General features: G+C 52.4%; 13 protein-coding genes and 1 pseudogene. 10 read left to right on the forward strand and 4 right to left on the reverse strand.

All coding sequences use genetic code 11. The features are described 5' to 3' along the window. Nucleotides 1-90: 90 nt before the first annotated feature. Both QT397_07470 and QT397_07475 read left to right on the forward strand, forming a co-directional pair. Entirely contained in the window at nt 91-1,581 is a 1,491-nt protein-coding gene (locus QT397_07470) for a SulP family inorganic anion transporter (protein ID WNZ58513.1), read from the forward strand. Next, the gene (locus tag QT397_07475; GenBank protein WNZ57175.1) at nt 1,581-2,483 is read left to right on the forward strand and encodes a universal stress protein; all 903 of its coding nucleotides are present in this window, start codon (nt 1,581-1,583) and stop codon (nt 2,481-2,483) included. Before QT397_07470 ends, QT397_07475 begins: the two co-directional genes overlap by 1 nt. 19 nt (nt 2,484-2,502) lie before the next feature. Here the strand turns inward: QT397_07475 and QT397_07480 are convergent, their stop codons facing one another. Continuing rightward, entirely contained in the window at nt 2,503-4,176 is a 1,674-nt protein-coding gene (locus QT397_07480; GenBank protein WNZ57176.1) for an aminotransferase class V-fold PLP-dependent enzyme, read from the reverse strand. Between the two features lie 177 nt (nt 4,177-4,353). Between QT397_07480 and QT397_07485 the strand changes: the two genes are divergently transcribed. Further along, on the forward strand, nt 4,354-4,830 hold the full coding sequence (locus QT397_07485) for an Lrp/AsnC family transcriptional regulator (GenBank protein ID WNZ57177.1): 477 nt from the start codon (nt 4,354-4,356) through the stop codon (nt 4,828-4,830). On the opposite strand, the gene QT397_07490 is transcribed toward QT397_07485, so the two are convergent. From QT397_07490 to QT397_07500, 3 genes are all read right to left on the reverse strand, one after another. Continuing rightward, on the reverse strand, nt 4,812-5,549 hold the full coding sequence (locus tag QT397_07490; GenBank protein ID WNZ57178.1) for a DUF2238 domain-containing protein: 738 nt from the start codon (nt 5,547-5,549) through the stop codon (nt 4,812-4,814). The genes QT397_07485 and QT397_07490 overlap by 19 nt on opposite strands. Nucleotides 5,550-5,635: 86 nt before the next feature. Further along, nucleotides 5,636-6,208 carry a tRNA-(ms[2]io[6]A)-hydroxylase gene (locus tag QT397_07495; protein ID WNZ57179.1) on the reverse strand — a complete coding sequence of 191 codons (573 nt, stop codon included), beginning with the start codon at nt 6,206-6,208 and terminating at the stop codon, nt 5,636-5,638. A 79-nt stretch (nt 6,209-6,287) separates the two neighbouring features. After that, nucleotides 6,288-6,716: a hotdog domain-containing protein gene (locus QT397_07500; protein ID WNZ57180.1), complete on the reverse strand. Its 429-nt coding sequence runs from the start codon at nt 6,714-6,716 to the stop codon at nt 6,288-6,290. A gap of 480 nt (nt 6,717-7,196) precedes the next feature. Between QT397_07500 and QT397_07505 the strand changes: the two genes are divergently transcribed. From QT397_07505 to QT397_07535, 7 genes and pseudogenes are all read left to right on the forward strand, one after another. Beyond that, a complete protein-coding gene (locus tag QT397_07505; GenBank protein WNZ57181.1) occupies nt 7,197-8,375 on the forward strand; it encodes a trans-2-enoyl-CoA reductase family protein in 1,179 nt (392 codons plus the stop codon). A gap of 135 nt (nt 8,376-8,510) precedes the next feature. Further along, nucleotides 8,511-9,552: pseudogene (locus QT397_07510) on the forward strand (NADP(H)-dependent aldo-keto reductase). A 149-nt stretch (nt 9,553-9,701) separates the two neighbouring features. Next, nucleotides 9,702-9,935: a DUF2789 family protein gene (locus QT397_07515; protein WNZ57182.1), complete on the forward strand. Its 234-nt coding sequence runs from the start codon at nt 9,702-9,704 to the stop codon at nt 9,933-9,935. A gap of 106 nt (nt 9,936-10,041) precedes the next feature. Beyond that, a complete protein-coding gene (gene lpxL, locus QT397_07520; protein WNZ57183.1) occupies nt 10,042-11,007 on the forward strand; it encodes an LpxL/LpxP family Kdo(2)-lipid IV(A) lauroyl/palmitoleoyl acyltransferase in 966 nt (321 codons plus the stop codon). A gap of 92 nt (nt 11,008-11,099) precedes the next feature. Then, nucleotides 11,100-11,975: a 4-hydroxy-tetrahydrodipicolinate synthase gene (gene dapA / locus QT397_07525; GenBank protein ID WNZ57184.1), complete on the forward strand. Its 876-nt coding sequence runs from the start codon at nt 11,100-11,102 to the stop codon at nt 11,973-11,975. A 34-nt stretch (nt 11,976-12,009) separates the two neighbouring features. After that, the gene (bamC, locus tag QT397_07530; GenBank protein WNZ57185.1) at nt 12,010-13,203 is read left to right on the forward strand and encodes an outer membrane protein assembly factor BamC; all 1,194 of its coding nucleotides are present in this window, start codon (nt 12,010-12,012) and stop codon (nt 13,201-13,203) included. Then, entirely contained in the window at nt 13,203-13,976 is a 774-nt protein-coding gene (locus QT397_07535; GenBank protein ID WNZ57186.1) for an MBL fold metallo-hydrolase, read from the forward strand. The genes bamC and QT397_07535 overlap by 1 nt, the downstream gene beginning before the upstream one ends. Nucleotides 13,977-13,999 lie beyond the last annotated feature (23 nt).

Consider the following 13,999-nt stretch of genomic DNA (forward strand, 5'->3'; position numbering starts at 1 on the left):
GCCATGCGGGGTTGCTGCCGTTTATGGTAGAGTGCGCGGCCTTTTTTTGATCAATCTCAATTTAATTAGCTGTCTCCTATGTTTCCTTCGCTGCTCTCATCGACCAAAGCCGACTGGTTCGGCAACATACGTCGGGATGTTCTCGCCGGCCTGGTAGTGGCCCTGGCTTTGATACCCGAAGCCATCGCTTTCTCGATTATCGCGGGCGTTGACCCCAGAGTCGGGCTCTACGCCTCTTTCTGTATCGCTGTTGTGATTGCATTTGTCGGCGGTCGCCCGGGAATGATCTCCGCTGCCACCGGGGCCATGGCTCTGCTGATGGTGACCCTGGTGAAAGAACACGGGTTGCAATATCTGCTTGCGGCAACCTTATTGACGGGGGTACTGCAGATTATTGCGGGTTACCTGAAGCTGGGGAGCTTAATGAGTTTTGTCTCCCGGGCTGTGGTGACAGGGTTCGTCAATGCCCTGGCAATATTAATATTCCTGGCGCAAATGCCGGAATTGATCGGCGGCACCTGGGAAGTCTATGCAATGACTGCGGCGGGTCTGGGGATTATTTACCTGTTCCCTTATATCCCCGTGATTGGCAAGGCTGTGCCATCACCGCTGGTGTGTATTCTGCTCCTCACCGCAGTGGCAGTGACGATGGGATTGGATATTCGCACTGTCGGCGATATGGGTGAGCTGCCGGATACTCTGCCTGTGTTCCTCTGGCCAGATGTTCCGCTTAACTTTGAAACCTTACAGATTATCCTTCCCTACTCCGCAGGTCTGGCCGTAGTGGGCTTGTTGGAATCCCTGATGACGGCGACGATTGTCGACGACCTGACGGATACTACCAGTGACAAGAACCGTGAGTGTAAAGGTCAAGGTATTGCCAATATTGCTGCGGGTACCCTGGGTGGTATGGCTGGCTGTGCCATGATCGGCCAGTCTGTTATTAATGTGAAATCCGGTGGCCGCGGCCGTCTTTCCACTCTGGTGGCCGGTATCGGTCTGCTGACACTGGTAGTGTTTATCAGTGACTGGGTTGCTGTGATCCCCATGGCGGCGCTGGTGGCAGTCATGATTATGGTCTCTATCGGCACCTTTGACTGGGGCTCCATCCGCAACTTGAAGCACTACCCACTCTCTACAAATTTGGTAATGCTGGCCACTGTGGTTGTGGTAGTGTGGACTCACAACCTGGCCTATGGTGTATTTGTCGGTGTGCTATTGGCATCGCTCTTCTTTGCCAACAAAGTCAGTCACTTTATGTATGTGAGCAGCTCCCTGGATGAAAAGCAGAGTCGCCGCACTTACAAGGTCATTGGGCAGGTATTTTTCAATTCAGCCGATAAGTTTACCGCTTCGTTTGATTTCAAAGAGGTGGTGGATACGGTGGTGATCGACCTCAACCGCGCGCACTTCTGGGATGTTTCCGGGGTTAATGCGCTAGACAAGGTGGTGCTTAAGTTCCGCCGTGAGGGAGCACAAGTCGAGCTGGTAGGATTGAATGAAGCCAGTGAAACGATCGTCGACCGTTTTGGCGTACACGATAAGCCCGAGGAAATTGAGCGGGTTCTTGGAGGACATTGATGGCCGTAAGCAACAGCGAAAATAACAATGAGAACACAGGCAATGGCGGCAAGGCGCCATTGATACTCTCCTGTATCGATGGCTCTCATTACACTGGAGCGGTGTGTGATTACTCGGCCTGGCTGGCCAGGAGCCTGCAAGCACCGTTAAAGCTGTTGCACAACATCGAAAGAAGCAGTGTCCCTGCGGTAACCGATTTTACCGGCAGCATTGGCCTGGGAAGTCAGGAGGAGTTACTGGAAGAGTTAACTGCGCTGGAGCAGCAGCGGGCGCAGTTAATGGTGCAGCAGGGCAAACTGATGCTACAGGCCGCCCGCAGCCGTGCCGAAGACGCCGGTGTGCAAAATATCAAAGCCTGCCAGCGTCACGACAGCCTGACAGAATCAGTGGTGGAAATGGAAGACTCCATTCGCGCGCTGGTGTTGGGAATTCGCGGTGAAGAGCACGGGGATTCTGAGCGTGGACTTGGCGCTCACCTGGAGACAGTAGTGCGCTCACTGCACAAGCCGATTCTGGTGGTCAATCGGGACTTCACAGAGCCCAGCAGGGTGATGCTTGCCTACGATGGCAGTGAGGCCTCGTGCAAGGCATTGGCGATGGTTGCAGAGAGCCCATTATTTCGCGAACTCTCCTGTCACCTTGTCTATGTAGGGCCCGCTGAAACTGCGGAGAGTTTGTTGGCTGAAGCCTCGGCCAAACTGGATTCTGCAGGACTCACTTGTACTACCAGTAATCTCACCGGCAATACCGTTGAAGCTTTGGTGGCTTACCAAACCGAGCACCAGATTGACCTAACCGTGATGGGAGCTTTCAGTCACAACCGCCTGCACGACCTTCTGATGGGAAGCATCACCGTAAAAATGTTGTTGAAAGCCCGCCAGCCTCTGTTGCTGTTGCGGTAGAAGCCCCTTCGCTTCCCACTTAAAGTGCCAGTGCCGCTTCCCGGGGGCTGGCAAACCAGCGTAGGGGTTCTGCCTCATCAGGTAGTCTTAAATCGTAGAAATGGGCTTCGCGACCAACTTTGCGAAGCTCTTTTTCTCCCATCATTAAATAGCTCTTAAGATCTAAGTTGCAACGGTTCTCCTGCTCTTGTTGCGTGTCTTTCTCGGTAAATGTCAGCTGAGAAATATCAAGCGATGTCTTCATTTTTTTATCCTGATATCGCCATACGCCGGTGAGTGGGTCAAAACGGTAAAACGGCAACAATCTCCAGCCGTAGTTGGCGACCAGGGCCATTGCCTCCAATAAGTATTCGAAGACCTCCTCGCTGATAAAATAGTTAAAATTGAGTCTTATCCAACCGGGTCTCAGTACCTTGTGACCTTGCAGGATTTGTTCTTCCAGGGATTTACTGTGGGCCATATCGATACCCAATAAAGCGTGCCCATAGGGACCGGCACAGGAGCAGCCTCCGCGAACCTGAATACCAAACAGGTCATTGAGCAATGCCACTACAAAACCGTAGTGAAGGTCCTTATTGTTCCATTTAATTCGCAAGGAGATGATGGATAGTCGCGCAGAGTCAGTATTGCCGAGTATCTCAATGGCCTCCTCCTCCGACCAGCGTTGCAGTGCCCGCTGTAAAAATTGGGTTTCGCGTCGACCAATCTCTTTTGTGCCCACCGTCTGTTGAAGTCTGAAAACCATTCCGGCCCTGATCGACTCGATAATGGCTGGGGTGCCGCCCTCTTCACTGCGCTCGGCGTCTTCCAGATAGCGGTGATCTTCCGGCGTGACATAAAGGACGATACCGCCTCCCGGTGTGGCAGGTACCGAATTTTTCAGCAGATCTTCGTGTACAACCAGAATACCTGGGGTGCCAGGTCCTCCGATGAATTTGTGCGGGGAGATAAACACGGCATCCTTTTGGTAGTGGCTATCCGGCGTTGCTGGCCCTTGCATATTAATTTGCACATAGGGTGCTGCGGCGGCGTAGTCCCAAAATGATAAAGCTCCGTGTTTTTTAAGGAGTGCAGTCACTGCCTCTACATCTGTTTTGATTCCGGTTACGTTAGAGGCCGCAGAAAAACTGCCGATTTTAAATGGTCTATGGGCATGGGCACGCAGTTCTGATTCCAGTACTTCAAGGTCAAGTTTGCCTCTTTGATCCAGTGGAATAGCGATCAAATCGGCAATGCTCTCTCGCCAGGGGAGTTCATTGGAGTGGTGCTCGTATGGGCCGATAAAAATAACCGGGCGATCATGTTCGGGAATTCTACTTAAGAGCTGGTGTTGCCTATCCAGGTCTGCGGGCAGGCGCAAGTTGAGAATATCGATCAATTTGTTGATCGCGGCTGTTGCACCAGAACCACAAAAAATCACTTTATGGTTATCGCTGGCGTTGACTGCCTGACGAATTTCTTCACGGGCCTGCTCCCGTAGCGCGGTGGTATGGGCACCTGCATAAGAACTCTCGCTGTGGGTATTGGCATAGAAGGGCAGTACCTGCTGGCGGATAGTCTCTTCGATAAATGTCAGCGCACGACCGGAAGCTGTGTAATCGGCGTACACCAGAGGACGTTTTCCAAACGGCGTTACGATTGCTTGCAATTCGCCGATTACCGAGTCGCGAATGTGCTTTATCAGGTCTGTCATGATTTCCTTTCCCCTGTTTTGTGGGGCTCACTTTAGTCCCGAATGCTTGAAACAATGTCTCTACTTGTATCTTTTATTGTGTAATTTATGAATGAATGTGCCGATAATAAGATTTAAATCGTAAAGATGTGCCATAAGGCGTCATTTTGTGTGATTGGGCGAGGCGGGGACTGAGTGATGACTGAAGGATTAAGCAAATTGGATAGGGCAATACTAGAGCTGTTGCAGGCTGATGCGACCCTGTCAGTGGGGGACATTGCCGAGCGGGTTGGGATGTCCAAGTCGGCGTGCTGGCGCCGCATTCACCGTCTTGAGAATGAGGGGGTGATTTGCGACAGGGTTACCCTCCTTGATCAGCAAAAACTGAACTTGCCGCTGACGGTCTATATTTCAATTCGTACGAACCAGCACAATGATCAGTGGGCCGCCCGTTTTAGCGAATTGATACAGGGGGTGGCTGAAATTCTTGAGGTCCATCGCATGAGTGGAGATTTGGACTATCTGATCAAAGCGGTAGTCACCGATATGCCTGGCTACGATCGTCTCTATAAGGAACTGATCAAGGCCGACCTGTTTGATGTCAGCTCCAGTTTTGTAATGGAGACGATGAAGCAGACAACCCGTTTACCGCTAAATCATGCATTGTCCAAATAGGGCTGGACTCTAGCCGCGTCGATTACTCCACCAGTGGCGCAAGCGGGTTTCTCCCAGGGCGCTGTCACCCGGGGGGCCTTAAGACTGTTGCGAATCTCACTCCAGGCGTTGGAGTTCAACCACAGGTTCAGGGCGAGTACCACCAGCATAGTGGTGATAGAGCCGAGCCCCGCCAGCAGCATGTCTTTTTGCGCATCCCAAATATCTCCCTGGGAGCCAAGGAAGGCTGCGCCCAATTCTGGAGAGACAGCTTTTGCCGCTTGCCACTCGATGATTTCGTAGATTGATGAGAGCGCAAAAGTCACGTCTACCGGGAAGAAATAGGCCCAGAATCCATGCAGCTGAGCCAGGCGCACAAGAACCTCTCGCACCGGATAGGCCAGGAGAAGGCCAAAGCTGAAATGCACCAGGCGGTCGTACATATTGCGATCGGAGCCCAGCCATTCCTGCAAGGTGTAGCCAAAAGGAGTTTCGGCATAGGTGTAGTGAGAGCCGATCACATGAAGGCACATGAAGATGGTGATCAATGTATAGGAGATATTCGATAAGGGAAAACTCCGTGCACTGATCAAAATGATCGGTAGAGCGGCAAATACCAGATAGTTCTCCAGCAACCAGTCATCGGGGTGCAGGGGGTTCCAGGCAGACCAGGCCCAGGTAATGGCAAATGTGGTCAATAAGAACAGATGGAACCAGTGTTGGCGAAGGAAAGTCTGCATATGTTTGGCGCCTCTACGTCGGGCTAGAGATTGGCGCCAGGATACACCATTGGAGGGGAATAGGAATTGCGTTGAATTACGGTCCGCTAATGCAATGCCGCGCGGTGTGGGAGTGCGGCAGTAATCGCGGCTTCCTCGTCGAGTAATTCAGATAGCCTCGCTTCCACTTTTTCGCGGGGAAAGTACTCCAGCGCGAGTTCGACAAATAGTTCGTGGTGGCGAGCTTCACTATCGGTGATGACCTGGTAGAAGGTCTTCAGGGGGCCAGCTGGCAGAGCTTCAGCCACCAGTCCAAAGCGCTCACACCCCCGCGCTTCGATAATCGCTGCGGTGAGCAGGCGGTCCATCAAGTATTCATCGGGCCCCCGGCGAATCAGTTGGCGCAGGGTGTTGATATACGGGTCTTTCACATCCGGTGCCTGGTAGATCCCTCGATCATGCATAATCTTGATAACCTGGCGGAAGTGGTTCATTTCTTCCAGTGCCAGATTGATCATGGCTTCCACTAAAACGGGCTTGTCGGGATAGTGAGAGAACATGGATACCGCCATGCCGGAGGCCTTTTTCTCTGCGGCAGCATGGTCTTGCAGGAATCGATCAAAGTCGGCGAGCACCACTTGAGCCCAGGGTTTGGGGGTGTGAAATCGCAGTTCAAACATAGTCGATGGCGGTTAGTGCAAAGCGTCAGTATACCGCCACCGGTTCACTGCTCTAGAGCGTTATTGCTCCGGGGTAGAGTCAGCTGGCAATTCTGCGTTCGCGAACCTCCCGCTCTTGTTGAGTAACAATTCGGGCCTGTTCCAGGGACATGCCGGCCTTTGCGTGAGGGGTGGGCTTGCCATGTGCGTCCAGCGCGACAAAAACAATTTGGTCTACTTGCACAATCAGCTGCTGTGACTGTTTGTTGCGAACCTCACAATGGACTGTGAGAGAGGTTTGGCCGATACCAACCACTTCGAATCCAAACTCCACCACATCACCGCAGCAAGCGGAGCTGACGAAGTCAATTTCCGACATCAGTTTGGTGACCAGCATTGGAGTACCCATCTGGCAGCCGGCAAAGATTGCTGCTTCCTCATCAATCCAGGACAGTAGCTGTCCGCCAAACAGGCGCTGGGCGGGATTGAGGTCTCCGGGTTTCACACAGTGTCGCGAATAGTATTTCACTCTGACCTTCCTAACTTACTACAGGTTGAACAACGCTCGAGCCATCCCTGGCTTGCTGTATGACAGCGAAAAGCTTCCTTCACTGGTGAGACTGCATACAGCGTGCCAAGCCAGAAAAAGCGCAGTTGATGAATTTTCCTGTGGAAATATGTCAATTAGCCCTTTTGTGGCACCGGCTTGGCGCGACATTAATCACTGTAGCCCCTTTTATGTGCAGGAAAGTCAGGAAATATCGATTTCCTGTTTGGGTTTTGAACAGGATATGGCGCTTTGGCCGGGATAGTAGATATTTTGGACGTCATCTATCGATTGTGGGAAATACCGCTATGGGACTCCTCGGCGACAGAGATTAGAATGGCCCACGAACCTGACCCAGGCGTCGCACTCACGACCTTGGGTTGATAGTTCTCCGGAGCGCCACCAGCGTATCTGTAATCAGGTAACAACGATTCCCAAAAGACGAAGGGAGAGACTGTAAGGATGATCATCCAGCCGAAAGTACGCGGTTTTATTTGTACCAATGCCCACCCGCAGGGCTGCGCTGCTAACGTACGCGAGCAGATTGAGTATATTCAGTCCCAGCCAGCGGTTGAAAATGGGCCCAAAAAGGTGCTGGTGATAGGTGCCTCCACAGGCTACGGCCTGGCATCACGAATTACAGCTGCTTTTGGTTGCGGCGCAAGCACCCTTGGTGTGTTCTTCGAGAAGCCGCCTACTGAAAAGCGCACGGCTTCTGCGGGTTATTACAATTCCGCAGCTTTTGAGCAGGAGGCCCACAAAGCGGGGCTTTACGCAAAGAGTATCAATGGCGATGCCTTTTCAGATGAGGTGAAAGCCCAGACTGTAGAGATGATCAAAGAAGACTTAGGTCAGGTTGATCTCGTGGTTTACAGCTTGGCATCCCCGCGTCGCACAGATCCGAAAAGCGGTGAGCTGTATAGCTCTGTCCTCAAGCCCATTAACAAATCTTACACTGCCAAGAATCTGAACACTGACAAGCTGGAGATCTCCGATATTACTTTGGAGCCGGCGAGCGACGAAGAGATCGCAAATACCGTCAAGGTTATGGGTGGTGAAGACTGGGAACTGTGGATGCAGGCCCTCGGTGATGCCGGGGTATTGGCTGATAACTGCAAAACTGTGGCTTATACCTATATCGGTGAAAAGTTGACCTGGCCGATTTATGGTCACGCGACTATCGGTAAAGCTAAAGAAGATCTTGATCGCGCGGCAAAAGCGATCACCGATAACGGTAAGGCTGCGGCTAACGTTGCCGTTTTGAAGGCGCTGGTGACCCAATCCAGCTCTGCAATTCCGGTGATGCCACTCTATATCTCTCTTGCGTACAAAATCATGAAAGAAGAGGGGACTCATGAGGGCTGTATCGAACAGCTATACCGCCTCTACACTGAGGGGCTCTATACCGATACTCCACGTCTCGATGATGTAAACCGTTTACGTATGGACGAGAAAGAACTGCGCCCTGAGACTCAGGCGAAGATCGAAAAGCTCTGGCCAGAGGTAACTGCTGAGAACTTGTTTGACTTGACTGACTTCAAGGGCTATCAGGCGGATTTCCTCAAGTTGTTTGGATTTGGTGTTGATGGCGTTGATTACGATGCTGACACCTCACCCATGGTAGAAACCAAATTCAGCTGATATTTTACGGGACTCCATTTGGGAGTCCCGTTTCTCCTTCCGTAATGCACTCCTACAACTCTTCCTAGCAAAGCTGCATAATCCGGTTTTTCGGTTTTTCGGTTTTTCAGTTTTTCGGTTTATGGGGGCTTTTCAATGGAGTATCGCCAACTCGGCACCACCAACCTTAAGGTCAGCCAGATCTGCCTGGGCACCATGACTTATGGTGAACAAAATAATGAAGCTGAATCCGCTGAGCAGCTCGACTATGCAATATCTCAGGGGGTTAACTTTATTGATTGTGCGGAAATGTATCCTGTACCGCCACGGCCAGAAACTCAGGGCCGAACCGAGGAATATATCGGCAACTGGTTGGCTGCGCGAGGAGGCAGGCACCAGGTTGTTGTCGCAACTAAAGTGGCGGGCCGCAGTGCCGCCAATTCAGGTGTCGGTCATATTCGCTCGGGTCCCCGCCTGAACCGAGAGCAGATTTTGCAGGCTTGTGACGATTCCTTAAAACGTTTGCGCACTGACTATATCGACCTCTACCAGGTCCATTGGCCTGAAAGGCAAACTAATTTCTTCGGGCGCCTGGACTATACCCACGGCAGCGATGATGGTGTGTCTATAGCTGAAACATTGGGCGCACTCGAGGAGTTGGTTGAGCAGGGTAAGGTTCGTCATATCGGTGTTTCCAATGAGACCCCCTGGGGTATGTTTGAGTACCTGCAGCAGTCGATTGCCTACGGGAAGCCAAGGATTGTATCGATTCAAAACCCCTACAGTCTTTTAAACAGGGCTTTTGAAGTTGGCTGCGCTGAAATTGCTATTCGCGAGAGATGTGGCCTATTGGCGTACTCCCCCTCGCATTTGGGGTTCTTTCGGGCAAGTATCTGGGGGAAGGAAGCCTGAGGGTGCACGACTTACCCGCTATGATCGCTTTCAGCGCTACGCTGGAGAGCGAACCCTGGCTGCGACCCAGGCCTATGTGGATTTGGCCCGGGAGTTTGGTCTGGACCCTGCGCAGACGGCACTGGCATTCGTGAATCAGCAGCCATTTGTCACTTCAAATATCATTGGCGCCACAACTATCGAGCAATTGCGTTCCAATATTTCCAGCGTTGAAATTACCCTGGACAGTGAGCAATTAGCGGCTATCGAAGCTATACACCAGGGGAATCCCAACCCGGCGCCCTAAATGGGCAGAGTCTGAATTCTATTGATTAAAGCCTGTGATGCCTCTGAAAGCCCCGCAGGAATAATGCGGAATGAATCAGGGGCTGCCCAACTATAATTGGGGTAGTTGCCATGAAAATATGGCTGCCAGAATAGATAGCGGTAATCGTTATGGAAACTACTGGACATCACACACTGAAGGACCTGTTTTCCCAGTTGGGGCTGGCGTCTGAAGATGCACAGATCCATGAATTTCTGGTCACTCACTATTTGCACCGTCACGAGAAGCTTTCCTCCGCCTCCTTTTGGAGCGATGGGCAGCGAGAGTTCCTGGAGAATGCCATCTTGGATGATTCGGATTGGTGTGTCGCAGTGGATGAGTTGGATACCCTGCTAAGGCACTGACCTCCTGTGGCTGTTACGCGCTCCCCGCTCTCTTCGCATAGGGTATACTACGTCGTTTTCAACCGACTTAGGTTGCGCCTCGGCGCCACACCCTGATATAGATCTGATGGAAAAACCCCGATTTCGCGCGGCGCTGCTGCATCCTCGCTACTGGCTGACCTGGCTGCTTTTTGCACTATGGTTTTTGATCGCGCAATTGCCCTATCGCTGGCAGTTGGCCATGGGCCGTGCGTTTGGCCGCCTAATGCTAAGAGTAGCTACCAGCCGGCGCACGATTGCTGAACGCAATCTCGCGCTGTGCTTCCCCGAGCTGGGGGAAGATGAGCGAGATGAACTTCTTAGGCGTAATTTTGAGTCCAGTGGTATCGCTTTGATGGAAACCGGCATGGCCTGGTTTCGCTCTGCAGCGTGGTTACAGAAACGCTTTACCTTTGAAGGGCTGGAAGCCCTGCAGGCCATCCAGGCCCAAGGCCAGGGCGTTCTCCTGATGGCTATGCATTTCACTACCCTGGAAATCGGCGCCGCCATGATGGGGATGAGCATTACTCTCGATGGCATGTATCGGCCGCACAAAAATCCGGTTTATGACTACATGCAGCGCAAAGGGCGAGAGCGCCATACTGAGAATGGCAGTGTTTATCAGCGTAAAGATGTGCGCGGGGTATTGCGAGCCCTGCAGCGCGGGCGTGCGGTCTGGTATGCTCCGGATCAGGATTATGGGATTAAGCAGGGGATCTTTGCTCCTTTCTTCGATGTTCCGGCGGCGACTGTGACGGGAACCTCACGGTTCGCCAGGGTCGGTAAGGCCAAAGTAGTGCCCTATGTGGTGACACGACTGGATGATGGCTCAGGTTACCGTTTGAAGATTTACGATCCTATTGATCAGATCCCTTCGGGAGATGAGCTGCAAGATGCCATTTTGGTGAACCAGTTTATCGAAGCGCGTATTCGCGAGGCCCCAGAACAATACATGTGGGTGCATCGCCGTTTTAAGACCCGTCCTGAAGGGGCAGAAAGCGTGTATCACGGGGTACGCAAAAAGAAAAAGAAACGCAAAAGAGTGGCGAGCTAGTCGCACTGGCGCAGATACCCTGGCCTAAGTAACATACTGAACTGACTCTGGCGGTGGTATTCCGGGTGGAGTGCAAAAAATAAGGAGTGAGGATGTTAACCGGTAGTATGGTGGCCCTGGCCACCCCAATGTACGCAGACGGAAGCCCGGATTGGGACAGCCTGCACAACCTCGTTGAGTGGCATATCGAGCAGGGGACCCGAGCACTGGTTGCGGTGGGGACTACCGGTGAATCTGCAACCTTGGACTTCAATGAGCATATTGAGGTTATTCGACGTGTTGTGGACCAAGTGGCAGGTCGAGTGCCAGTGATTGCTGGAACTGGCGCAAACTCTACTTCTGAAGCGATTGACCTTACAGAGAATGCCGCCCGATGTGGTGCAGATGCCTGCCTGCTGGTTACACCTTATTACAATAAGCCCACCCAAGAAGGCCTCTACCAGCACTATCGTGCGGTGGCCAAGGCTGTCTCCATTCCCCAAATTCTCTACAATGTTCCCGGCCGCACAGCAGTTGACATGTTGCCGGAGACGGTACAGCGCCTGGCGTTGGTCGGCAATATCGTAGGCATCAAGGAAGCCACCGGTGATCTGAAGCGGGCTAAGGTTTTAATAGATACTCTGCCCGAAGGGTTTGCCGTTTACTCTGGCGACGATAGTACCGCGGTTGAACTAATGTTACTGGGTGGTCATGGAAATATTAGTGTAACCGCTAATGTGGCTCCCGCAGCAGTGGCCCAAATGTGTGAAGCGGCGCTGGCCGGTGATGCGGTGACTGCACGGACAATTGACCAGCGAATACAAATATTGCACAAAGTGCTGTTTTTGGAGTCCAATCCGATACCGGTGAAATGGGCTCTCCGGGAGATGGGTCGTGTCGACGGTGGAATACGCCTACCTCTGACAAGTTTATCCCCTGAGCACCACGGAACAGTGCGCGAAGCTCTGCGTAGTGCCGGTGTACTCTAAACCCGCGAACTGAGAATTAACCAGGATAGCTTTAATGAAAAAATTGACCGTTGGAGCCGGGCTCTTTATCTCCAGTATTACGCTGGCAGGGTGCGGTGTGTTCGGCAACGATGGCTATTTCCGCGATCGCAGTAATGATTACCAGCATGCTGATAGCCTGACGCCTCTGCGGATACCTGAAGGTGTTAATACCAAGCACCAGGAGGAACTCTATGAGATCCCTCAGATTGCAGGGGAGCAGCTGGCCCAGGGGGAATTTGAAGTTCCGCGTCCTCAAGCGCTTTCAGTGAATGCGGGTCTGGAGAGAGTAAAGATTCAAAAGCTCGGCGGAGATCGCTGGGTGCTTGTATCCCAGCCTCCTGAAGAGGTGTGGCCCCAGTTGCACCAATTCCTTCGCAGCTCAGGCTTGAGTATAGAAATGTCAGATGCCAATGCGGGTGTGATGGAAACTACCTGGATGGCCTTTAAAGAGAGCCCTGACACGAAAGATAAGTATCGCTTGCAGGTAGAAACCGGTGTGCAACCCGATACGACAGAGATTCACGTACGCCACTTGTCTGTGCCTTCTGCTGCCCCGGTTGGCGGTAGCGTTAATTGGCCGGACCGCTCTTCGAGCCCTGAGCGAGAAGGGTGGATGATTGATGAAATGTCCACGGCTCTGGCGTCAGAAACAGCTGCTGCTACAGCCTCTCTAGTCGCCCAGGCGATTGGTAGCAGCTCTCTTAAAGTCCAGTTGAGGGAACCTGCTGGTCACGAGCCTTATATTGCAATGGGGCTCGAAATGGACCGGGCCTGGGCTACTGTCGCTCATGCTGTGAACTCCGGTGCTTATCGTCTGCACCGTGAAGATTCCGATATTGGACTTCTTTACGTCACCTACGATGAAGATCGTGCACTTGCTTCTGATGAAGAAGATAGCGACGGAGGCTGGTTCTCCTGGGGGAGCAAGAGCGATGAGGATGAGCTGGCAGAGAGCGCTGATCAGGTAAGCCTACAACAGATCTTGGCTGGTATTGATATGACTGAGGGTACTGAACCTGCTCTCTTCAAGGAAATCAAAGGCCTGGGAGTAGGAACCGCTACAAGCGAGGCTTATCCCGGTTATCTGATTGTTATTCGTGGCAATGACGATGAGATTGAAGTGCGCGTGCGCGATACTCGCGGACAGCCGCTTTCAAAGAATGAAGCTTCCCAGCTGCTTCAATCTATCCAGCAGAACCTTATTTAATGGGCCTGCGCTTCGCCTCTTTGGGAAGCGGCAGTAAAGGCAATGGAACAGTGGTCGCCAGTGGCGACCACTTTCTTTTGGTTGACTGCGGTTTTACCATCAAGGAAACCGAGCGTCGTATGGCGCGGCTCGGTATGTCTCCCGCTGATATCTCTGCGATTGTGGTTACCCACGAACACAGTGATCACCTCTCTGGTGTAGGTCCACTTGCGCGCAGATATGGCCTGCCTGTCTACCTGACGCCCGGTACTTTTAAGGCGCGTGATATTGGCAAGTTACCGGAGTTGCACTTAATTGAGGGGCATCAGCCTTTTGTTGTTGCTGATATTGAAATAACCCCGGTCGCGGTTCCTCACGATGCCCGTGAGGCGGCGCAGTTTGTGTTTCGCTGTCGCGGTAGCAGTCTGGGCTTGTTGACGGACTTGGGGACTATCACCCCTCATGTTGAAGCGCACTTTGGTGATTGTGATGCCTTGGTTCTAGAGGCAAATCACGATCCTCTGATGCTCGCTCAAGGACCCTACCCACCTTCGTTGAAGCGACGCGTTGGAGGCGCCTATGGCCACCTGAGTAATCAGCAGGCTGCTGGCTTTCTACAGCGTGTTGGCTATGAACAGCTACAGCACCTGGTTGTAGCCCATATCAGTGAAAAAAATAACAGTCTTGCCCTGGCAAAGGAGGCCCTGGCAGAGGTTACCGAAACAGTGGAGAGCTGTATTTTTGCCTGTCAGCAGGAGGGATTTGACTGGCTTACAGTGGAAAGCCGAAGTTAAGGTCGCTATCTATCCCCAGCTTA

It is taken from the genome of Microbulbifer sp. MKSA007, assembly GCA_032615215.1.
Classification (GTDB): Bacteria; Pseudomonadota; Gammaproteobacteria; order Pseudomonadales; family Cellvibrionaceae; genus Microbulbifer.

Bases quoted from the DNA above. Each gene is read 5' to 3' on its own strand.
- QT397_07475 (WNZ57175.1), top strand. From the start codon at position 1,581: ATGGCCGTAAGCAACAGCGAAAATAACAATGAGAACACAGGCAATGGC.
- QT397_07480 (WNZ57176.1), bottom strand. From the start codon at position 4,176: ATGACAGACCTGATAAAGCACATTCGCGACTCGGTAATCGGCGAATTG.
- QT397_07485 (WNZ57177.1), top strand. From the start codon at position 4,354: ATGACTGAAGGATTAAGCAAATTGGATAGGGCAATACTAGAGCTGTTG.
- QT397_07490 (WNZ57178.1), bottom strand. From the start codon at position 5,549: ATGCAGACTTTCCTTCGCCAACACTGGTTCCATCTGTTCTTATTGACC.
- QT397_07495 (WNZ57179.1), bottom strand. From the start codon at position 6,208: ATGTTTGAACTGCGATTTCACACCCCCAAACCCTGGGCTCAAGTGGTG.
- QT397_07505 (WNZ57181.1), top strand. From the start codon at position 7,197: ATGATCATCCAGCCGAAAGTACGCGGTTTTATTTGTACCAATGCCCAC.
- QT397_07515 (WNZ57182.1), top strand. From the start codon at position 9,702: ATGGAAACTACTGGACATCACACACTGAAGGACCTGTTTTCCCAGTTG.
- lpxL (WNZ57183.1), top strand. From the start codon at position 10,042: ATGGAAAAACCCCGATTTCGCGCGGCGCTGCTGCATCCTCGCTACTGG.
- dapA (WNZ57184.1), top strand. From the start codon at position 11,100: ATGTTAACCGGTAGTATGGTGGCCCTGGCCACCCCAATGTACGCAGAC.
- bamC (WNZ57185.1), top strand. From the start codon at position 12,010: ATGAAAAAATTGACCGTTGGAGCCGGGCTCTTTATCTCCAGTATTACG.
- QT397_07535 (WNZ57186.1), top strand. From the start codon at position 13,203: ATGGGCCTGCGCTTCGCCTCTTTGGGAAGCGGCAGTAAAGGCAATGGA.